At 48.3% G+C, this 22,644-nt stretch carries 16 protein-coding genes; 5 read left to right on the forward strand and 11 right to left on the reverse strand.

Features of this window, described 5'->3' with window-relative positions; translation table 11 throughout:
• Positions 1-5 precede the first annotated feature (5 nt).
• Genes SD53_RS03765 through SD53_RS03775 form a run of 3 tightly spaced genes read right to left on the reverse strand, consistent with a single transcriptional unit; the run spans position 6 to position 2,610 of the window.
• The gene (locus tag SD53_RS03765; protein ID WP_046518884.1) at positions 6-995 is read right to left on the reverse strand and encodes a glycosyltransferase; all 990 of its coding nucleotides are present in this window, start codon (positions 993-995) and stop codon (positions 6-8) included.
• Positions 996-1,045: 50 nt separating this feature from the next.
• Positions 1,046-1,828 carry a glycosyltransferase family 2 protein gene (locus SD53_RS03770; RefSeq protein WP_046518885.1) on the reverse strand — a complete coding sequence of 261 codons (783 nt, stop codon included), beginning with the start codon at positions 1,826-1,828 and terminating at the stop codon, positions 1,046-1,048.
• Positions 1,829-1,830: 2 nt separating this feature from the next.
• Positions 1,831-2,610 (reverse strand): glycosyltransferase family 25 protein, encoded by a 780-nt coding sequence (locus SD53_RS03775; RefSeq protein ID WP_046518886.1) that lies wholly within the window; start codon positions 2,608-2,610, stop codon positions 1,831-1,833.
• A gap of 175 nt (positions 2,611-2,785) precedes the next feature.
• Here SD53_RS03775 and SD53_RS03780 point away from each other — a divergent pair, with 175 nt between their 5' ends.
• From SD53_RS03780 to gmhB, 4 genes are read left to right on the forward strand one after another with little or no spacing between them, the layout of a single operon-like run.
• Positions 2,786-3,379, forward strand: coding sequence for a D-sedoheptulose-7-phosphate isomerase (locus SD53_RS03780; RefSeq protein WP_046518887.1), 594 nt, complete (start codon positions 2,786-2,788; stop codon positions 3,377-3,379).
• Positions 3,379-4,839: a bifunctional D-glycero-beta-D-manno-heptose-7-phosphate kinase/D-glycero-beta-D-manno-heptose 1-phosphate adenylyltransferase HldE gene (hldE, locus tag SD53_RS03785; RefSeq protein ID WP_206539892.1), complete on the forward strand. Its 1,461-nt coding sequence runs from the start codon at positions 3,379-3,381 to the stop codon at positions 4,837-4,839. The genes SD53_RS03780 and hldE overlap by 1 nt, the downstream gene beginning before the upstream one ends.
• A gap of 1 nt (position 4,840) precedes the next feature.
• Positions 4,841-5,902 (forward strand): glycosyltransferase family 9 protein, encoded by a 1,062-nt coding sequence (locus tag SD53_RS03790; protein WP_046518888.1) that lies wholly within the window; start codon positions 4,841-4,843, stop codon positions 5,900-5,902.
• Positions 5,899-6,450, forward strand: a complete 552-nt coding sequence (gmhB, locus tag SD53_RS03795; RefSeq protein ID WP_046518889.1) for a D-glycero-beta-D-manno-heptose 1,7-bisphosphate 7-phosphatase — start codon at positions 5,899-5,901, stop codon at positions 6,448-6,450. The genes SD53_RS03790 and gmhB overlap by 4 nt, the downstream gene beginning before the upstream one ends.
• Here the strand turns inward: gmhB and SD53_RS03800 are convergent.
• From SD53_RS03800 to prlC, 7 genes are all read right to left on the reverse strand, one after another.
• Complete coding sequence (locus SD53_RS03800) at positions 6,447-6,920, reverse strand: peroxiredoxin (protein WP_046518890.1); 474 nt, start codon at positions 6,918-6,920, stop codon at positions 6,447-6,449. The genes gmhB and SD53_RS03800 overlap by 4 nt on opposite strands.
• Before the next feature lie 49 nt (positions 6,921-6,969).
• On the reverse strand, positions 6,970-7,728 hold the full coding sequence (locus tag SD53_RS03805; RefSeq protein WP_046518891.1) for a class I SAM-dependent methyltransferase: 759 nt from the start codon (positions 7,726-7,728) through the stop codon (positions 6,970-6,972).
• A 78-nt stretch (positions 7,729-7,806) separates the two neighbouring features.
• Complete coding sequence (locus SD53_RS03810) at positions 7,807-11,361, reverse strand: ABC transporter permease/M1 family aminopeptidase (RefSeq protein ID WP_046518892.1); 3,555 nt, start codon at positions 11,359-11,361, stop codon at positions 7,807-7,809.
• A gap of 8 nt (positions 11,362-11,369) precedes the next feature.
• Positions 11,370-12,254, reverse strand: coding sequence for an ABC transporter ATP-binding protein (locus SD53_RS03815; protein ID WP_046518893.1), 885 nt, complete (start codon positions 12,252-12,254; stop codon positions 11,370-11,372).
• Positions 12,255-12,389: 135 nt separating this feature from the next.
• The gene (locus SD53_RS03820; protein ID WP_046518894.1) at positions 12,390-13,091 is read right to left on the reverse strand and encodes a DNA-3-methyladenine glycosylase I; all 702 of its coding nucleotides are present in this window, start codon (positions 13,089-13,091) and stop codon (positions 12,390-12,392) included.
• A 50-nt stretch (positions 13,092-13,141) separates the two neighbouring features.
• Entirely contained in the window at positions 13,142-13,372 is a 231-nt protein-coding gene (locus SD53_RS03825; RefSeq protein WP_046518895.1) for a hypothetical protein, read from the reverse strand.
• Between the two features lie 82 nt (positions 13,373-13,454).
• The gene (gene prlC / locus SD53_RS03830; RefSeq protein ID WP_046518896.1) at positions 13,455-15,476 is read right to left on the reverse strand and encodes an oligopeptidase A; all 2,022 of its coding nucleotides are present in this window, start codon (positions 15,474-15,476) and stop codon (positions 13,455-13,457) included.
• A 161-nt stretch (positions 15,477-15,637) separates the two neighbouring features.
• Here prlC and gorA point away from each other — a divergent pair, with 161 nt between their 5' ends.
• Entirely contained in the window at positions 15,638-16,987 is a 1,350-nt protein-coding gene (gorA, locus tag SD53_RS03835; RefSeq protein WP_046518897.1) for a glutathione-disulfide reductase, read from the forward strand.
• A gap of 41 nt (positions 16,988-17,028) precedes the next feature.
• On the opposite strand, the gene SD53_RS03840 is transcribed toward gorA, so the two are convergent.
• Positions 17,029-22,644: Ig-like domain-containing protein (locus tag SD53_RS03840; protein WP_046518898.1), on the reverse strand; the 5,616-nt coding region annotated here is incomplete at its 5' end.

Genomic DNA, 22,644 nt, shown 5'->3' on the forward strand with positions numbered 1-22,644 from the left:
GTTTGTTATTCCGTTACAGGCAGCAACTGGTGCCAACTTTGTTCACAGTAGGGCGCCTTTTTATTCAAAACAGCACCGCCTATCACTTTGTCGTAACACTGCTGGTAAGCCGCTGCCATAGTCAAATGGTCAAAGCGGTTTTTTGCATACTGATGACATGCTTCTCTGTCGTACTTGTGAACACTGTGCACTGCATCAGCCAATTCGGTATAGCTGATCGACAAAAAACCAATATCAGTGCGGTTAATAATTTCAGGTATAGCGCCGTAAGGAGTGGCAAATACAGGAGCACCCAGATACAAAGATTCAATAATGGCCAGACCAAAAGGCTCATGCCAGCGCACTGGAAAAATCAGCCCCTGGGACTGACGCACTAACTGGTTTTTTTTCTCTCCTCCCACCATGCCATGAAAGCGACAATGTAGATCAGGGTGAAAGTAAAAACCACGACTGCTTAAGCTAAAACGCATACCACCTAACACATGCAGCTTAGCTTTGGCTTGTTTGGATACCGCCACTGCGCCGGAGAGATTTTTAATCGGCCATTTGGCTTTGCCCAAAAAATGGAAATAATTTTGCGCTTTGCCTAAATGAGGCTGGCCATATTCAGTCCAGTCCAAACCGTTATGCACATAACACTCAGCGTTATGATTGGCGGCATGACGGGCACTTAAAAACACCGTATTCTGACCATAACTGCGTGGTCCTTCGGCATTGCCATGCTCTGTGCTGATATAAGGCACATCCAGCTCACCGGTAAAAGGCTGATGAAAATGCACTATGTCAGGCCAGCTACCAATTTGCTCGCGCATAGATTTAGTGGCGTCAAAACGCGTGGCGTTTTTGGGTAAGTCAGCAGCATTGCCCCACAATAAGCGCACTTCATGGCCTGCAGCCTGCTGCGCCATAAGTAAACCCCAAACAATACGCTCAGTGCCGCCATAATCTCGCGGCGGCAATGAAAGACGGCTAATCATCACATGTAGTATTTTCATTGAAAGAGTTCTATGAGCTTTAGCTGAAAATTCTCAACACCAAACTGCTATTAGCCTTTCATTTGTTTTGCTTTTTTATCAGCCACCATAGTGGCTAAAGCGGCGTATTTATGGAACGCATACTGGCCCAGCACTATAGCCATCAGTAAACCACGCCAGCCGTCGAGGAAACCCAAACGCAGCACATACTGCTGAATAAAATCGGTGAAAAAGCGCAAAATAGCAAAACCCAAACTGGCTTTTTTACCACGGGCAAATTTATCTTCAGCGCCCAAACAAGCATATTTCACATGCTTTTCCTGACAATGCTGATAACTGCGCCAGCTATGGTGAATAATGGCCGATTTTAGTACCCGCACTTTTTCATAAGGCAATAACAGGGTTTCATGCACCTGACGGTCTTTAAAACTAGCACCTGTTTTTAAAAACAATTTGCCTTGAGGAGTGGAGTAACGACCATGTTTCAGCAACTTGCCAAAAAAGTAGGTGTGCCATGGCATTTTGATAAAGTTGGCGTCCAGCTCGGGTTCTGACAGAACCTGATCAATTTCCACTTTCAGTTCAGGCGTTAATACTTCGTCAGCATCTATGCTTAATACCCAATCATGTTCACACCAGGCTAAAGCGCGGTTACGTTGTGGGCCAAAGCCAGGCCAGTCGGTTTGATAAACTTTGTCAGCGTATTTTTCTGCTATTTCTACTGTTCTGTCTTTACTGCCGGAGTCGACCACTATCAGTTGGTCAACCCAACCCGCCAACGACTGTAAACAAGCTTCAATCCGGTCTTCTTCATTGCAGGAAATCACAAAACAGGAAATTTTACGGCTGCGCATGCTTAAACCTCGTCCTGTTGGGCTGGCGTAAATTGCACCTGTGACAGATCACCGGACAGATGATTACTGCGGATAGATTTTAGCTGGAACCTGTATTTCAGATTGCGCCAAAACGAAGTACCACCTTTGCGGGTACCGCCACTCATTTTGTCGATTTCGCTTTCAAAACGGCTGGCCGACCATAAACGGTAAGGCAACATCGAATACACCGTCAGGTTTAGCTCGGGGTAAAACTGCAGATCCACATCCACAGGACGGAAAAACTTTGGCCGGCTCAGCAGCTTTTTTGCACCTTGCAGCGTTAAAGCATAACCCGTAGTGCAGTTCGGCACTTTGGCAAAATTCACCAAGGTATAACCATCACCCAGGTCTTTTTTCTGCTCGCCAGTGCCTGCTCTGTCATCGGCTAATTTGATCATATCCCAGTGTTTTAATTGGGTAATTTTTGTAAGCACAGTCAGAAATTCAGGCTCTAAATCTATATCGTCTTCCAGAATAAAGGCCATGGCGATATTTTCATCCACCATACGCTGCCATAAAGTGCGGTGACTTAAATAACAGCCAATTTCGCCTGGCGACAAAGGACGGCGGAATTTCTTCTGGTTTAACGCAGGATCATAACAAGCGGCCACTTCAGCCTGGCTCAGGTTTTTGCCATAAATAGCGCTGAAGCGTTCTGCTTCCAAACCCAGCTTATGCAGCTGCTTTTTGGCTGATTCATAACGCTCAGGGTTGGAATCCAGATTAATTAACCAGATTGGGTATCCTGCAAACTGTCCCATGTTTTTCTTCCACTTTATTCTGCTTCTGTGCAACGATTTTACCTGAACGCCTTCTAAAGACAGAGCTTTTTTTCCAGCAATAGCCCTGAAGACAGAGCCTATGGATAAAAAGTTCTTTTGCAATAAACAAGATCCGTTAAAATGCCTTTAATCACAGCGCTAAACAGAGCCTCCTATGTCAGATTTAAAACCCAGTTTAAAACAGAGCTTTTTAGATAGTTTAAAACGTCACCGTGACGCCTTTGCCACAGTGGAAGCCTATCATGAGCAAGCCATGCAACTGTTAGAAGCAGTACAGAACTGCTTAAAACAAGGCGGCAAAGTAGTATGGATGGGTAATGGCGGCAGCGCGGCCGACAGTCAGCATTTAGCCGCTGAGTTTATGGTGCGTTACAAAGCAGAACGTGGCCCGCTGGCTTCCATTGCCTTAACCACAGACACTTCTATTCTGACAGCTCATGCAAACGACTACCATTTTGACAGCGTATTTGAGCGCCAGGTGTTAGGTTTAGTGCGGCCACAAGACGTGGTAATTGGCCTGACAACTTCAGGCAAAAGCCCAAATATCAACTTGGCGTTAAAAGCCGCCAATGATTTAGGTGCTTTTACTGTTGCTCTAACAGGCCGTGATGGGGGTTTAGTCAAAGACATCGCTAAGCTGGCTATTATCGTCAAAAACGACGAAACCGCCCGCATTCAGGAAGTGCATATGTTTATTGGTCACTGGCTCTGTGAAGCTTTAGACATGGCTATCGTAGGTACTCACTAATGATCAATTTAAGCCTGCTGCAAAATTTGTCTTCTGCGTCTGTGCTGGTGGTAGGTGATGTGATGCTGGACCGCTATTTTAATGGCGACTCGCAGCGTATATCGCCTGAAGCCCCTGTGCCTGTGGTGAAAATCAGCAAAATAGAAGACAAAGCCGGTGGCGCTGCCAACGTGGCACGTAATATCGCCCATCTGGACGGTAAAGTAGGCTTATTAGGTATTATTGGTCACGACAGCGCGGGCGAATCGTTGCAGCAACTGCTGGCCGGTGAACAAATTCACTCTGAGCTTTTGAGCCAAAGTCATAAACCTACCATCGCCAAAATGCGGGTGGTGTCGCGCCAACAGCAAATAGTGCGGCTGGATCAGGAAGAAATGTTCAGTAGCGACGATGCTGAACTCCTGGCAGAGCGATTTGCTGCTGTGTATCAAAACTACGATGTGATCCTGTTCAGTGATTACAACAAAGGCTCGTTGCAGCAGATTTCTAAAATGATCCAACTGGCCAAAGCGGCGGGCAAAACTGTATTGGTGGACCCCAAGCAAGCCGATTTGTCTGTGTATGCCGGTGCTGATGTAATTACACCCAATTTAGGTGAATTTAAAACCGCAGGCGGCAAAACAGGCTCTGTAGAAGAAATGCTCAGTTCAGCCCGTGAGCTGATGCAAAAAGCCGGTTTAGCTTCGATTTTATTAACCCGCAGCGAACAAGGCATGAGCCTGATTACCGCTACCGAGCATCATCACTTCCCGGCCCAGGTGCTGGAAGTCAGTGATGTGACAGGTGCTGGCGATACCGTCATCGCCACCTTAGCTGTGATGTTAAGCGCAGGTATGCCGCTGCATGATGCCACTCAGTTAGCGAACCTGGCGGCTGGCATAGTGGTCGGTAAAGTAGGAGCGGCGACAGTTTCTCCTGAAGAGCTGGCCGCTAAGCTGAATAAAGATTTATTCCGTCAGGGCGATTTTTACCAGACGCCTTTTGACAAAGTGCTGCAGCATATTCAGTTTGCCCGTCAAAACGGCGAGCGAATAGTTTTCACCAACGGCTGCTTTGATATTTTACACGCTGGCCATGTGCGTTATTTAGCTCAGGCTAAGGCTTTGGGTGACCGTTTAGTGGTAGGCCTGAATTCAGATGCTTCAGTGCGCCGCTTAAAAGGCGAACAGCGTCCTATCAATAGCTTAGAAGACCGTGCCACAGTGCTGGCAAGTTTGGCCAGTGTTGACTGGGTGGTACCTTTTGGTGATGACCTTGCCGAAAACGACACGCCGCTGAAATTAATCAGCACTATTTTGCCTGACGTTTTAGTCAAAGGTGGTGACTACAGTATCGAAACCATAGTAGGTGCGGACGTGGTTATAGCAAACGGCGGTGAAGTGCAGGTGCTGACCTTTGTGGATGGCCGCTCCACCAGCAAAGTGATCCGGAAAATTCAGGATTTACAGGGAACTCACTGATTTGTCGCAGCCTATTCAATCTATTTGTATTCTGCGTTTATCCGCCATTGGCGATGTCTGCAATGCTGTCTCTGTGGTGCAATCTATTCAGCGTCAGCATCCACAAGCGCAGATCACCTGGATCATTGGCAAAGTCGAAGCCCGTTTGCTGGAGGGTTTACCCGGTGTGCGTTTTGTCGTTTTTGATAAAAAGCTGGGCAAAGCCGCCTACAGCCAGCTCAAGCAGGATTTAAAACACGACTATTTTGACGTGCTGTTGCATATGCAGGTGGCCTTTCGCGCGAATGTCGCTTCACTTTGTATCAAGGCCCGTAAAAAGATAGGGTTTGACTGGCACACAGCCAAAGAGTTACATGCGCTTTTTATGCGCCACCGTATTGAGCCAGCACCACGCCGCCATGTACTGGATGGTTTTCGCCAGTTTGCCAAAGCTATTGGCGTGACAGAACAACAGCTTGGCACAACTCCAACATGGCAATTGCCTATACCTGAAGCCGACGAGTTATGGGCTAAACAGCAACTGGCAGCCACTGGCAACTCACGAGTGTTGATCATCAGCCCAGCCGCTTCTAAAGCTGAACGCAACTGGTTACCAGAACGTTATGCGGCTTTGGCCGATTATGCCCATACCAAGGGTTTTGCGGTGATTTTATGCGGTGGCCCGACAGAGCTGGAGCGCAATTTAAGTCAGGCTATTTTGGCCTCAGCCCAGCAGCCGATCACAGATCTGACCGGCAAAACCAATTTAAAACAGCTACTGGCGTTATTAAAACACGCCAGTGTAGTCTTAGCGCCCGACACTGGCCCTGCGCATATGGCGGTGGCTGTAGGCACTCCGGTGATAGGTTTGTATGGCCACAGTAATCCGGATCGCACCGGGCCCTATTTATTCCGCCAGTATGTGGTCGAGGTCTATCACCAGTCCTTGCTGGCGCAGCAGGGCAAAACCGCGGCAGAATTAAAATGGGGCACCCGCGTCAAAGGCAGCGATATTATGCAAAAAATAACTGTAGAAGCTGTGACTGCTATGTTCGATAAAGTTGTTACTGAGCAGCAACTATGAAGCAAAAGCAAAAAGCCGCCTTTCTGGACAGAGACGGTGTGATTAATATCGACCACGGTTATGTCAGTGAGCCTTCACAGTTCGAGTTTATCGACGGTGTGTTTGACGCCTGCCGTCATTTGCAGCAACGGGGTTATTTACTGGTCGTAGTGACCAACCAATCTGGTATAGGCCGCGGTTATTATAATGAGCAGCAATTTCATGCCTTAACCGACTGGATGAAAGCTCAGTTTGAGGCTCATGGCGTCACTCTGACCGATGTGTTTTTTTGCCCTCATCATCCGGTCAATGCCAATCCGCCTTATCAAATCGACTGTGATTGCCGTAAACCTGCGCCGGGCATGTTATTACAAGCCATAGAGAAATATCAGATTGATCCGAGCCAAAGCCTGATGCTGGGTGATAAAAAAGCTGATATGCAAGCGGCACAAGCCGCTGGTGTTGGCCGCAAAGTGTTGGTGTTATCAGGCCAAAGTTTAACAGCAGAAGACCAGGCCAGCGCTGATGAAGTCTGGCCTTCAATAAAAACGGCTTTGGAGCTGGTTTAAACCAGCTCTAACATCACTTCAGCTTTGCTGACTTCAAACTGCTTCGGCTCATCGACATTCAGCGCTGTCACCACGGCATTATCGACCACCATAGCGTAACGTCTGGAGCGCACACCACCAAAATCACCGGTATCTGTATCCAAGCCAATGGCTTTGGCAAACTTGCCTGCACCGTCAGCTAAAAATACGATGTCAGTGGCGTTATGCGCCTTGCCCCAGGCATCCATTACGTAGGCGTCATTGACCGAGGTACAGATAATACGGTCGACACCTTTATCAAAAAACTGCTGAGCATGCTCGATAAAACCCGGTAAATGAGCTGCGCTGCAGGTTGGAGTAAAAGCGCCTGGTACGGCAAACAGCAGCACTTTTTCGCCTTTAAATACTTCCGCCGTAGTCAGGTTCACCGGACCATTGTCAGTTAAACGTGCAAAAGTTACGTTGGGTAAGGTATCGCCAATCTTGATCATCAATCTATCCCTTTTTATCCAGCTAATTCAGTTATTCCTGTTGATTGAGTTAATCCAGGGCTGCTTTGACATACACATCAAATCTATTGTTTTTGCCTTCGATCTGCATACTGGGCTTTTGCCCTGCTAAAAACCCGGCATAACCAGGCCGTTTCACCACTACTCTTTTGCTGGCCAGTTGCCAGGCCAGCGGAAACAAGGCATCTGCATCTTCATCTGTGCCAACCACCTGATGAAAAGCCTGCATTTCTTTTTTCACCAAAGCCGACTTTTCACGAGCCGGAAACATAGGATCTAAATACACTACGTCCGGCACAGGCAATTGGGTTAACGCCTGCTGTGACGGCGCAAACACCAGTTGCATACGTTCTGGTAACCAGTGTGCTAAATCCGGATCCAGACTTGCACGACGTAAACCATCGGCCAATAATGCCGCTACTGCGGGCTGACGCTCGACTAAGGTCACTTTGGCGCCCAGACTGGCCAGCACTAGAGCATCGCGGCCTAAACCTGCGGTGGCGTCTACTACGGTTAAACCCGGTTTTTTGGTTAAACCTACAGCTTTGGCTATGGCTTCACTTTTACCACCACCAAACTTACGTCTGTAGGTAGCAGCACCACTGGCAAAGTCGACCAGGATATCGCCTTGCTTATTCAGCTCGGTGTTGCGTAGCACCAAAGCATCGCCTGTCCAGCATAAATACCAGCCTCGTGGCGACTCTGTGGCCAATAAGCCGAAGTTCTGTTGCAAACCAACTGCAAGAGCAGGCGGGAAATCAGGAGATGTATAAAAACAGGTGCCTGGCATAAGCCCTTCATTCGGGTCAGTTTTCATTAAATTCAGAATTTAATTTTACTCTGACCCGAATTAAAGATCTGCTCTAATTTACAGCTTGCGGATATTATCTGCGCCGTCACGGTCGATCAGACGGACAAAAGGATCCACACCGACATAAAGCGGCTTCTGTTCCAGCACCAGCTCAATGCTGTTTTCACCTGTCAGCAACTGATGTTTCTTCAGGTAAATCACGCCACTTTCCCCACTGATTTGATCCGGGTCAACGCTGAAGACTCCAATATCGATTTGCTCTGCTAATGCCTGAGTTGTTTCTGTGCCTTTTTCATCAGCGACCAACTTGTCAGCATGTAAAATCAAATTCAGTTGGAACTTACCATCAGCCAGTTCTGTCACTTTGGCGTCTTTCACCCTTAAATCATACAAGGTGATGTTATTAAATAAGTCATCAATAAAAGCCTTTTCTTCCGCCGTTGTGTTCTGACTTAAATAACTGACCAAATCCAAAGTGGTTGGGAAAGGGTCGTTACGATAGCGATAGCGTTCGTTAAAGGCCTTTAAGTTGGCATTTAAGCGCTCTTCACCTAAACGGTCTTTAATCGCCATCATCACTACTGAGCCTTTTTGGTAATGGATATAACCCTGACCCTCAGAGCGCAATAAAGGTTGCTCTCCGATACGCTCAGTTGAACGGCCCTGTAAATAACGGTCCAGCTCGATTTTCAGGAACTTACGGATTTTATCCGCACCGTATTTTTTCTCCATCACCATCAAAGCGGCATACTGCGACAGGCTCTCTGAGATCACCGCACTGCCTTGTACATCGGCAGCACCGACCTGATGCCCCCACCATTGGTGGGCCACTTCGTGCGCAGTAACGTAATACACAGGGTCGATATTCTCAGGGTCGCGCAGATCAGTAATAAAGCCTATTTGCTCAGAGTAAGGCACTGTGTTGGCAAAACTCTGGGCAAAACTACGATAACCCGGGAACTCAATAATACGTAGTTGCTTATGCTGATAAGGGCCAAACGCCGCAGTAAAGTAATCAATCGAGTCTTTCACCGACTCAATCATTCGATCGACATTCCATGGGTGGCCTTTGTGGTAATACACCTCAATAGCCACACCATTGTGCTGTGCTTTTTTCACTTCATAACGGCCTGAGCTAATGGAATAGAAATTGACCATCGGCTGATCCATTTTGTAATGGAAGTAATTACGGCCATCCTGTTGCCATTGTTTCTGTAAATAGCCAGGTGTTAACGCCACCTGATCGGCTTCTGTCGAGATAGTGGCGTCAAACTGAATAAAATCACCGTCCGGGCCAAAGAAGTTCTGCGTATAAAACTTCGAATCTTCCAGTTTATTGGCACGCTCATTTGGCTCTAAATCACGCTTCAGGCGTTCGTGCCTGTCCTGCAATTCGAAACGGTCCTGATAACCAAAAGTCGGTAGCAGCTCCCAGTTGTTAATAAAAGTACCATTTTCAACGACTGTCACATCGTAGCCGGTTTCACGTAAGCCCTTGGATTCGCGGGTTAATTCAATAACTCCTGCGACTTTGGCGCCAGGTGCAACTGCCGGATTGAATGTCAGCCACGAAGTCCGGAACTTCGTATCCCGCTCACTTAAACGAGCCCCCTCTATGCCAATGCTCAGGTGTTCTGTATTTTCCGGCCAGTTCACCAGTACTTTTTCGATCGGCTGTTGTGACTTGTTTTGCCACTGGATTTGCAGCCGGGCCTGCACTTTTTGCTCAGAAGGAAACAGATCAATCTGTGCTTTCACCTCTGTTGTGACCAGAGCTGGCAAGTTGGCGTACTGAATAAAGGCTTTTTCGTAGTCGGCTTGTAGGTCTGTGATTTCATCTGCTGTAACGTAATTGTTGAGCAGAATGGTTTGCTGGTAGATAAAAGCACCAGTCCCCACCGCGATCAGTGCTGAAGCGGCAATCACCACTTTGCCGGTTTGTCCCAGGTGATAACCCAGCTTGCTCCAGCGCAGTTTCAGGCTTTGCAACGGGCCTCTGTGATACAAACCGTAACCCAGTACAAATAAGATGGTACTGATAGCGCCCCAGTACAGCATGTAAACCGAATGGGTGGTTAATCTGTTGCCATACTGATTTAAATCAGAAAAACCTAAAGCAGGCGAATTACCAAAGTTATACAGGCTATGACCGAGCCCCCAGGATGCCATCACCAGTGAACTTAAGAAGTAACCGACAAAAAGCCCCATACCGACAAATTTATTCGGGCTCAGTACCTGCAGGAAAAACGCCAGCACTGCGCTCATCACCAGAGGCAGCAATACAAAAAAACCAAGACGGATCAGGTATTGGCTTACCTCGAAATCCTCGATACCTTTAATCAACTGATAACCCATAGTGGTGACGATACCAATAAGGAGCAAGGCAGCCATCACCAGGACCATCGCCATAAGCTTGGCGGTCCAAAAGGTTAAGTTGGGCACTGGCATAGTGTCGATAATATCGCCCATACCTGAGTTACGTTCACGCCACACCACCTCAGCACTGTAATAAACGATGACAATAATCATCAGTAAGCTGATTGAGCCTATGATATGGTCCACCATGGTCTGAGTCAGAGGCCAGCTTGAGGTGCCATACCAGCCAATATCAGCAAACAATGGGCCTATCAGTTGAGCCACAGTAATTAAACCCAGGATAATAAAAGGTGCGGTGAACAACACTTGTTTCACTTCAAACTTCAGCCGGACCATAAAAGCGGGCAAAAGCGCAGTGGCAGAAGCTTTTTTCTGTAAATTTTCCAGTGAAAGTTCGGGTTGTTTTAATGTGATTTTTTTCGCTTTTTTGCTGTCTTTGCGGTCCAGTTTCGGCAGTTTAAATAAGCCGGAAAACGCCAGTAAAATCACAGCAATACCCGACCATAACAGCCGGTTTTGCAATAACACGCCCTCAAAACTCACCAGCAGGGTATTTTTCTCCTGGATAGTCCAGTAGCGGGTCAGATCAAAAAAGGTGCGTAAACCAAAAGGATCTAACAAAGCGGATAAAGCCCGGTATTCAGGTAGACGCGCTACGGCACCGGAAACTATATACAACACCAGCAAAACAACAGCGATCAGGTACAACGCCATCATAGAACGGAACCGTGTCGCTATGGCATAAAACAGCGCGGAGATAATAAAAAAGCTGGGAACCGATAACACCAGATAGTTGTAAGCGTAAAACCAAAGATCAGTAGGTCCAAAACGACTGGCATCGACCCAGGGCATAAAACTCGCCAGCAGCATACCCAAAGGTACAGCGATATAGACCAACAGCACTACCAGATAGCTACCAAAAAAGCGACCGAACTGGTAAGCAAAAGGCGATACAGGTTTAGTGTAAATCAGCTCTTCCATCTGATGTTGCTGATTTCGCACTGCGCTGCTGCCAACAAAATTCACCACCAGAAACATGGCAAAGATGCTTAAGGTCAACAAGGTTTGGCCTATGGCATAAGGACCATTTTTAAATACTTCACCGCCGCCACCTATACTGACATTGTCTGAGGCAACAGACAAAAAGCTGATTAAAAACAACAATAAACTTACGACATAAAAAGAGGGCTGACGCAGGTAATAACGCAGCTCAAAACGGGTCATCAGAGCAAACATAACCTCTCCTAAGCTGCAGCTTGTGCTGAGCGATGGTTCGATAAACAGGAGAAGTACACATCTTCAAGGCCAGCCGCTGTGGCCACAAACCCCTCTGGCGCCTGCTCTGCGTATACATTCAATACAGTACGACCTGCAAATAAGCGTTTGGAGATCACGGGTAATATTTTTTCCAGCTCTGCCGCCTCTTGCTGAGATACGGTTTTAGTCCAGATGTGGCCACTGACCTGCTGAATCAAATCCAGCGGATTGCCCTGCAATAAAATCTGTCCACCAGAGAGCACCGCCATAGCAGGACAAAGCTCAGCCACATCATCCACTATGTGGGTGGATAAAATAATGACTTTTTCTTCACCCAGGCTCACCAGCAAGTTATGAAATCTGTTGCGTTCTTCCGGATCTAACCCTGCTGTAGGTTCGTCGACAATCAACAGATCCGGATTGCCCAACAAAGCCTGAGCTATACCAAAACGCTGGCGCATGCCACCGGAAAAACCACTGACGGCTTTGTCTTTGTGCTGGAATAAGTTGGTATGAGCCAGCAATCCTTCAACCAGCTCTTTTCGCTGTTTTTTCTCAGTAAAGCCTTTTAGCACAGCCAGATGGTCTAACAGATCAAAGGCACTGATACGGGGATAGACACTGAAATCCTGCGGTAAATAACCTAATGTTTTACGCAGCGCTTGCGGGTCTTTTAATACGTCTATGCCATTAAATACAATACTGCCACTGTCAGGCTGTTGCAAAGTAGCGATAGTGCGCATCAGCGACGATTTGCCGGCACCATTTGGGCCCAGCAAGCCAAACATACCTTTGCTGATGGATAAATTGACATTATTCAGCGCTTTGACGCCGTTGTCGTAAGTTTTAGTCAGGCCTTTAATTTCCAGCATAGGGGGCTCCTTGTTTTTTCGTGTTCAATACACCAAGTTAACATGGAGCTTGCTGAGTAGTAACCAAGCAATGAGTTACATCTGAATCAAAGTTGTAACAAGTTATTAAAGGGACAGCGCTTCAACTCTCTTCGGCTACCTCTGTAAACCCACATAGTTATCACCACAACTAAAGGCGACCACTTTGCTGATTTCCTGCAAACTTAAACCCGACTGCTGTTGCCACAGATTAAATTGATGCTGGATGGCTTTCTGATTTTTCTGACTGCTTAAGCCCCCCTCAATCACACCAACATTGCGCAGATAAGCTTCCAAATCCTGACTGATGATAAAGGTATCTTTGCCCAGCATACGCAAGGCATAAGCTCCTGTGTTGCCTCCAAGACGAGCGCCATGCTTCTTCAGATATCCCCATAAACCAATGATATCCTCACCCGGCCACTGCGCTAAAAAGGCACCAAAGCTGCCATATTGATCAGCGACTTGCTGTATCATCAATGCATTATCCCGTATTGCAAACACTTTAGTTGCATTGCGGATAATACGGGGGTCAGTTGCTTTGGCTGCCAGCATTTCATCGCTCATCAGCAGCATTTTCTCCGGTTCAAAACCAAAAAATACCTCTTCAAAACCCGGCCACTTTTTCTCCACCACAGACCAGACGAAACCAGACTGAAAAATTTTCTTACTGAACTCACTTAAACAGTCAGCGTCGGTCAGTTGCTGCAATTGCGCTGCAGTGCGGGGTTTAGTTAACAGAGACTGCAATGCCGCTTTACCGCCTTTACGCTCGGCAGCTCGTTGATAAATAATGGAAAACTGCTCTGGATATGCCATCCGTTCTATCACCTTTTTCACTTTGGATTGTACTGCCGACCACACAGGGTTTAACGTTCTGACTCTTTGCCTTGCAGTGATTCTAAGGGTTCAAATAAATCAGGCAGAGTTTTCAGGCACTGCATCAGTGCATATAAAAAGACGCCATGATGAGCCCCCAACTCAAACTGCTGAATACTTTGCCAGATTTCGTTGCCAGCCGAGATCAGCAGTACCACAAAGATCAGCATATTCAACCAGGGATTCTGGCCGAGCTTTTTTATCAATGGTTTAATCTTCATCGCCTTCGCCTTTGTCTGTTGCGAAGGCTAACTATAGAACATTTTCCTAAATCAACAACAAAGGCTAAAGCTGATTAGACCCTCAGGCTGCTATACCCATATGCCGCAACAACGCCGCATTAGAAGGTTCGCGGCCACGGAAAGCTTTAAACAGTTCCATGGGTTCGGCACTACCGCCCTTTTCCAGAATGCAGTGCAGGAAGTCCTGACCCACAGCCGGATTAAAAATACCTTCTTCTTCAAAGCGGCCAAAGGCATCAGCAGACAGCACCTCAGCCCATAAGTAGCTGTAATAACCTGCGGCATAACCACCAGCAAAAATATGGCTAAACCCATGCTGGAAGCGGTTAAACCGTGGCGGAATAATCACAGACACCTGCTGGCGGACATCGTCCAGGATCTGCTGCACACGGCCACCCAAGGCCGGGTCATATTCGGCATGTAAACGGAAATCAAACAAGGCAAACTCGAGCTGACGCACCAAAAATAGCGCCGACTGGAAGTTTTTTGCCGCCAGCATTTTGTCCAGCATATCCTGGGGTAACGCTTCGCCTGTCTGGTAATGACCGGAAATTAACGTCAAAGCTTCTGGCTGCCAGCACCAGTTTTCTAAAAACTGGCTGGGCAATTCCACCGCATCCCAGGCTACGCCACTGATGCCCGCGACGGCAGAGGCATCCACTTGCGTTAGCATATGGTGTAAACCATGGCCAAATTCGTGGAATAAAGTCACCACTTCGTCATGAGTAAACAACGCAGGTTTGCCGCCTACTGGCTTATTAAAGTTACAGGTTAAATAAGCCACCGGATGTTGCAAGCTGCCATCGGCTTTCCAGCGCCGGCCCTGACAATCGTCCATCCAGGCCCCACCGCGTTTTTTCGCCCGGGCATATAAATCCAGATAAAAACTGCCACGCAGCTCGCCTTTGGCATCAAAAATATCGTAAAAACTCACATCCGGATGCCAGACATCCACCCCTTCGCGCTTTTGCACACGGATGCCAAATAATTTATTCAGCACGCTGAATAAACCCGGCACTACTTTGGTTTCCGGGAAATAAGGCCGCAGAGCTTCGTCAGAAATAGAATATTTGGCTTGTTTTAGCTTCTCAGAGTAATAGGTCACATCCCAGGCGTTTAACTCGTCCACGCCAAATTCAGCTTTGACAAAAGCTTTGAGTTCGGCCAGATCCTGCAATGCCTGAGGTTTAGCACGACGGGCTAAATCGGCTAAAAACTCCAGCACCTGAGCCGGGCTTTCGGCCATTTTGGTCGCCAATGATTCTTCGGCTGCATTATTAAAATCCAGCAACTGCGCTAATTCGTGTCGCAAGGCTAAGGTTTCTTCAATAATGGTGCTGTTATCAAACTGGCCCGCTGTTGGGCCCTCGTCTGAAGCGCGGGTGCAATAGGCCTGATACAACTCAGCGCGTAAATCGCTATTGTCGGCATAGGTCATAATGGCGATATAACTTGGGAATTCCAGCGTAAACACCCAGCCGGACAGTTCTTTTTGCTCTGCCGCTTCAGCCGCTGCTAATTTGGCATCTTCAGGTAAACCAGCCAGCAGGCTTTCGTCTTCAATATGTTTAAACCAGGCTTGAGTCGCATCCAGCGTATTGTTAGAAAAACTGGAGGCCAGGTCAGATAAACGACTTTGAATTTCGCCGTAGCGCTGTTTTTTCTCGTCGGATAAACCAATACCGGACAGCTTAAAATCGCGCAATGCGTTTTGAATCACTTTTTGCTGGGCTGTAGTTAAAGTGGCGTATTCCGCACTTTGCGACAGTTTTAAATAGGCCTGATACAAACCTTCGTGCTGGCCGACATAAGTGCTGAAATCAGACAACAGCGGCAGGCAGCTTTCATAAGCTTCCCGTAGTTCGGGGCTATTTTTTACCGAGTTTAAATGCGACACGGGCGACCAGAATTTGCTGAGCTCATCGCTGTTGTCCTCCAGCGCGATAATCAACGACTGCCAGCTTGGGTGCGGCTGTTGCACAACGGCTTCGATATCTGCAGTGCATGCCGCGATCAGTTGCTCTACACGGGCTTTGATTTGTGATGGCTCTATTTGACTAAATACAGGTAAGGCTTGGGTCATGATTGCTCTCGTCTCAGCTTTTATAACAGCAGTATTGGGGCTTTTTTGCTGTTCTCAAGCATTTTCTGTGCGTCCGTACTGACTTTATCGCAAATTGACTTGAGTTCACCGGTCAGACGCCATATAACCAGTTCAATTCTTCTTTCTGTGGAAATCCGAGCATGACTGAACATTTTGATTACATCGCCATAGGTGGCGGCAGTGGCGGTATTGCCAGCGCCAACAGAGCAGCCAGTCATGGCCAGAAATGTGCCATTATCGAAGCTAAGTATTTAGGTGGCACCTGCGTTAATGTGGGTTGCGTGCCGAAAAAAGCCATGTGGTTTGCCGGGCAAATTGCAGATGCCTTTAAATATGCGCCGGATTATGGTTTAGATGTACAAATGCCTGCGTTAAATTGGAGTAAATTGGTCGAAAGCCGCGAAGCTTACATCTCGCGTATTCATGCCTCTTACGACAGAGTGCTGGCCAAAAATGGGGTAACAGTGATTCGGGGTTTTGCCCGTTTTGTTGATCAAAACACAGTAGAAGTGGATGGCAAACTCTACAGTGCCGGCCATATTACCATAGCCACAGGTGGTCGCCCCGTGCGTCCCGAGATACCAGGTGCGGAACTTGGCATCGACAGTGACGGCTTTTTTGCCTTGCAAAGCCAGCCCAAGCGGGTAGCTGTTGTAGGGGCTGGTTATATAGCGGTAGAAATTGCCGGTGTGATGCAAGCCTTAGGCAGCGAAACTCATTTACTAGTGCGCAAAGACAAACCTCTGCGCAGCTTCGATTCGATGCTGTCCGACACCTTGGTTGAACTGATGGCCAAAGAGGGCCCGAAACTGCATCCGCACACTGAAGTCAGCTCCGTCAGTAAAAACGCTGATGGCTCTTTAACTGTCCAGCTTTCCACTGGTGGCAGTCTTAGTGTGGATTGTCTGATTTGGGCTATAGGCCGCGAGCCAGCCAATGACAAGCTGCAGCTAGAAAAGGCTGGGGTGAAGTTAGACAGCCAGGGCTATATCCCAACCGACGAGTATCAGAATACCAATGTGCCGGGCATTTACGCAGTAGGCGATAATACAGGTCGCTTAGCGTTAACACCGGTCGCGGTCGCCGCGGGACGGCGTTTGTCCGAGCGGTTATTTAACAACAAACCCGACAGCAAACTGGATTACCACACAGTGCCAACCGTGGTATTTTCGCATCCTCCTATCGGCACTGTAGGCCTTAGCGAAGACGAAGCCCGTCAACAGTTTGGTGACAGCGAGGTTAAAGTCTACCGCAGCGAATTTGCCGCAATGTACACGGCTTTAACCCAACACCGTCAACTAACACGGATGAAACTAGTCTGTGCTGGCCCAACCGAAAAAGTGGTAGGTTTGCATGTGATAGGTTTTGGCGCGGATGAAATGCTGCAGGGTTTTGGCGTGGCGATCAAAATGGGCGCCACCAAAGCTGACTTTGATAACTGCGTGGCGATACATCCAACTTCTGCCGAGGAATTTGTCACGATGCGCTGATCATCAGCGCATCGTGACTACATCAAACATCAACTGACCTATCAGCGCAGAGCTCCACAGCGCTGATAGGTTTTACGCCGCCAGGCAGCCGCGGCTAGTAAGCCGAGCATTAATCCGCCGATACCAGCACCACTGGATTTAGTCTGCGGCTCAACTTCAGGATATGCCTCAACCGTAACCGTTAAGCTACCTTCAGCCACCCCCTGCCATTCGTCGGCAACACGATAACTGACCGTATCAGTTCCGACAAAGCCTGCTTTGGGCACATATCGTAATTTGTTATCCACTACCAGCACCTGCCCCTCGCCAGCACTGCCACTTTGAAGGGATAGGCGGTCACCATCCGCGTCAGTGTCGTTAGCCAGTACATCTATAGTAATAGTGACGTTATTGGTCGTTCTGGCGATATCAGCCACCCCAACAGGCAAGGAGTTAGGACTGATAGTCACTTCGAGTGTCGATTCAGCCAATGCCCCTTCGCTGTCAGCAACCTGATAGCTGAAACTCAGAGTACCGACAAAATCCTGCGGTGGGCTCAGTTGCACCAAACCATCCGCACTAAACTGCAGAGTGCCGCTGAAACCCCGGACATTTGTCAGCTCCAGCGTGTCACCGTCCGGATCTGTGTCATTCGCCAGCAGGTTGATTACACCGCTGCTGTTTAATTTCAGCGTTAAAACATCCGCTTGCGGCTCTGGTAATTGATTGCCCTGCAGTGCCAACACACCCGGGTCAAAAATTTCACCATTGGCAATACCGTCAGCATCATTTGGGCCACCGTCTTGCAGTGTCAGCTGCATACAATAATCACCTGCATTCAACCCCGGCCGATAGGCTGGCGAACGTGGCGACGGGCAAGCCCCGGCTGCATTTGAAGGTGCTGAATGCAGCTGGTTCAGCTCATCTTCGACAAAGCTGTTCCACTGACCATTGGCAAACTTACGGTACACAGCGCCGGCTGGCACAGGCTGCGATAACGGTAGCACCACAGCAGTACTGCTACCTACTGAAGGTAACTGTCTGATAACAAAGTCAAAAATGTCGCTGACTGGCTGATAATCTTCATCTGGCCCTACATTACTGACCAGTTGCCATTCCGTCTGTGTCAACGCAGCACCATCAGCTCCTGCTGCCAGGGCATAAGCACCCAAAGCGCATAACCGGCCTGCCTGACATTGCAACGCAGCATTGTCTTGCAGGCTTAATTGCAATTGTGACGCTAGCGTATTGAGATCAAGATAATCGACAATACCGTTACCATTACTATCCCGCAGTCCCTCTTCGGTATCCAGCAGGCCATCACTATCTGTATCATTGGTTGGCAGCAGTTCAGGCAGACTCTCCACCACAGACAACACTAAGTTGCTGCTGCCTTTTTGGCCATACTCATTGCTATACTCCAGAGCCAGCTGGTAAACGCCTGGCTCTAACCCATCAGGCAGCTGTAATTGATAGCCTTGGTCCGTTTTAATCAATGTCACCGGATAACTGACCACATCAGTCAAACCCACTTGTTCTGTCGGAGCAGATAGAGACAGTCCTGATGTCAGGCTACTGATAGAGACTCTTGACCCTGAGATGCCAGTTGTAGTGCTAATATCATCAGAAGTAATTCCAAGGAGCGTCATTACAGAGGTGTTGAACACTGCTGAATTATCAGCCACATCAAGTTCGGTAGAAGTAACTCCACTTAGCACAAGTGAAGATTTGAACTGTATTACTGCTGATATCGGTTGATTTGCTTTAGCCTCAGGTTTAATAGTCACACTCACAGCACTGGACTCCGGATCCGGATGCCTGTTTCTGTATGCCGTATAGCCGAAGACGGTCAGCGATGCATTGCAACTGATATCAGTTGTTGGCTTAGATCCGAAACCGCTGCCGCGAGTTAGAATGGGCGGGCTATAGGTTCTACCTTTGTCATAAGCCTCCGAATCTGTCGAAATCACATAATAGCCATAGTCGATACAGCTTCCTGATAAGAATCCAGTTCCCAGAAATGAGCGTAGGTTATTCCTTCTCTGAGTAGAAAAATCAGGATCCGTTGGTAATTGCCCATCAAGTGAATAAGTGATATCAAAGTCACCTGGATAAACCACTTCGCTTTTATCTAAAGAAACTGACAGTTGCGGCCATAACCATAGTTCTTGCTGCACTTCTGTTGATTTCCCACCAGCCACATCGGTCAGTTGCCAGGTAATGGTATGGTTCCCCGACCCAAGCAGTAGCTCACCGCTGGCGGACACACGTTTGTGCCACTCTGCAGAGCCCCTCGCATGTCCGTTTATCTTCGAGATCACCGGGATACCAGTGCCGCTTTGCACCAGGTTTTGTTTTTTCTCCAACAGGCTATTGCCTTCAACTTTTTCCAGCAATTGCAGCTCTGTCACTACTGTCAGAGTACCTGTGGTATTTAATTCCACCCGCTCAAGCTTTGAGATCACTGGTGCAACAGCATCCACAACCTGAACAGCCATGATCAGATCTTGCGTAGCTCCTGTGGTCGTCGCAGCGGTTACTGTGACAGTAGCCAGTTCGCCAGCTTTGCTGCCTGTTAAAGTCAGCTTGTTGCTGACAGCATCGATGGATACCTGCACTGCCGCAGGTTTTGTCGAGACAGCACTCATTGAAAGTTGCTGACCCACAGGCCCCTTAAAGCAACTGTTTAAATCCAATTCAAAAGGCCGGCTTAGATAGACCTTCAACTCTGTAATGCAAGACCCGGTAAGGGCAAGCGATGGCTGAACTAAGTTGACCCTGATCTCTAATTCAATCTGAACACTGGCTTTGTTATCCTCGTTGCTAGCTGTGCCAGAATCGGTCAGTGTCAAATTCACTCTTTGTTGGCCGTTGGCGTCAGCATTGCTTTTTAACGTTAGAATGCCATCTTTTTCTGTGATGGTGCCGTACGACCAATCCTGTGCTGTCAGGGTTAAACCACGACCAAAGCTACTTTCTTCATCACTGACCAGTCCTACCAATGACACGGCCTTCACTTGAGAGCTATTCATCTCTACCGATTCAGGCGTGCCTTCGACGACAGGAATGTCGTTTTCTGCAACCACGGTCAGCTTAAATGTTGTAGTGGCGGAGCCCCCCTTGCCATCTGCCGCAGAAAGACTTACATCAACCGAACCCGATTTGACCCCATCAAAGTTCATCTCTAGTTTCATACCATCAAAAGAGTACTCACTAGCCAACTGATTGATGCTATCCGATATGCTCAGACTCAGCTCATCCCCATCTGCGTCTGTCAGGTAAGACGACAAATCCAGCGTATAAGTCAGATCCTCGTTTTCGTTCAGAGTGATATTAGGTATGGCGGTAAAGACCGGAGCATCATTCACATTCACTACGGTCAGGTTAAATGAGCGCAAATAAACTGTGAATGCGCCATCTGTTACACTAATCCCAATATTTTGAGTAGTCCCAACATGCTCATTTCCCGGCGTGCCGCTGAGCTTACCAGTGCTGGCGTCAAACTCGGCCCAGACTGGTTTATTGCTGATACCGTAGGTCAGCTTGTCGCCGTCCACATCAGTGGCAGCCGGGGTGAAGCTATAGGGTTCATCTTCATTAACCGAGGTCTGTGGCGCACCTGTAATCACGGGCGCATCGTTCACCTTAGCCACCACTACAGAGGTGGTTACTTTACTGATAGCTGCCTGACCATCTGACAATTCCAGTGTAAAGTTAAAGCTACCGGAATAATTGGCAGCAGGGCTAAAGACTATGCTGGCCAGGCTGGCATTTACATCAGCCACAGTGCCGGTTAGTGTCAGTACACCAGTGTCTTTGTTGTAAGCTAGGGTTGCATTACCTGAAGCTGTGCCAGATATCGTGCCTGCTTTGGTGTCTGACAGAGATAGGGTTAAAGTAATGGCATCACCCTCTGCATCAGAAAGAGTAATGCCCTTTAACAACTGCAAGGCTTTTGCATCTTCACTCACATACAATTCGGAGCCAAGCTCGGCAATACCATAAGTCTGCACTGTCGTTTTATTGTTAGTGGCCCTGTCCTGATACGCCACATAAGGCGTGCCGTCGGCCCCAAGCGCCAGACTAAAACTGCCGCTACTACCAACATAAAAATCTGACTCACCCACTTGCTCCATCTTGCCGTCACGTTGCCTCACAACCGCAGTTCCACCACCAGCAACAATACCCAAACAAGGGGTATTGTCTGCTGCAAAAACCAACTGCATAGAGTTAATGTAATTGACTTCCAACGCCTGGCCTACAGCCTGCCACTGCTCACTGGCATTCAATGTCAACAGTGTAATTTCTGCACGCTGCTCCACAACGTGAAATACGGCCAGATAAGGCTTTCCATCGGCATCTGTCGCCAGAGACCTTCTGCTCACGTTATAACTATTAAGACCTTCCTGACCTAATGAATACGGCTCACCATTCTCGAAAGCCGTCACTGTCACTGGCTCCCCGTTACCACCAAAGGCCAGATAAGCAATACCCTTCGCCACCGCGAACTCAAAGGAAGACCTGGACATATTCAGCTCCCCTGCCAGCGTCCATGCACCATCAGTGAATTTCATTATGGTAGTTTTGACTGGAGAACTGACGAAAGCCACATATGGAATGCCATCCTCTTCAACAATGAGTTTCGGCACTGCTGTCGCATTTTTGTTCATACCTTCGATGCCAACCAGCTCCCACTCACTGCCATTAAAACGCCTCACGGTGGTGCCATTGCTGCTAACATACCCCACATAAGGGACAGCATCAGGAGACAACGCCAAACTCAAGCTTTCTTCACGACCAAAGGCTGTTAAGGATTCACCAAGCTGCAACCATTGGCCTTGCTCCCATGTTTTGATACTGAGTATGCCGGCCGACAAGTGCGCCACATAAATTTTCCCTGAAGCAGACACAGCGATTCTGTTGGTATAGGTTTCTTGTGCTGAAAAGCCTGCAGTTCCAATCACCCGCCAGGAGTTTTCCTCGGCGAGTGTTGGCGCATCATTTTTCGCTTCCACAGTAACATTCACTACAATACTGTCAGTCAGAGCACCATCCGACACCTGCACCTCAAAACTGTCGCTGCCACTAAAGTCAGTATCCGGTACGTAGCTGATGACCTTGCTGTTGCCTGCACCGCTGACACTGGCCTCGCCATGGCCTGCTGCGGTTTTGATGCTCCAGCTTAAAGTGTCGCTGCTATTTGCATCTGTCGCATTGAGCGTCAGACTAAAGGCATTGGGTGCGCCATCTTCACTCATGCTGACGGCTATAGCTTCGCCTTGTGTTATCACTGGCGCTGCTGCATAACTTTTTGTCGCCGTCGCTGTTTTCGCATCGCCGCTATTGCCTGCTGCATCCGTCAGCGTCACTGTCAGCGTCAGCGTTCCTTCTGGCAGTGCTGTGGCATTAATTCCACCGATTAACGCAGAGGCAGTACTCACTGTGCCCGAGCCCGTCACCGCCGTGCCGCCACCACTGCTGCTAATACTGTAACTATAAGTTGCGCCAACCTCGGCATTGCTTAGCTGAATACCCACTGCAGCTTCATTGCTCTTATCAATAGTCGCTGGCGTGATACTGGCGCTATAACCAGCCGGTGCTGTGGCGTCTTTCTGGATGGTGGCAGTCGCAGGATTGCTGGTATTGTCTGATCCATCGGTTAAGGTCAGGCTCAGGGT

Source organism: Rheinheimera mesophila, assembly GCF_000986865.1.
In the GTDB taxonomy this organism is placed as follows: Bacteria; Pseudomonadota; Gammaproteobacteria; order Enterobacterales; family Alteromonadaceae; genus Pararheinheimera; species Pararheinheimera mesophila.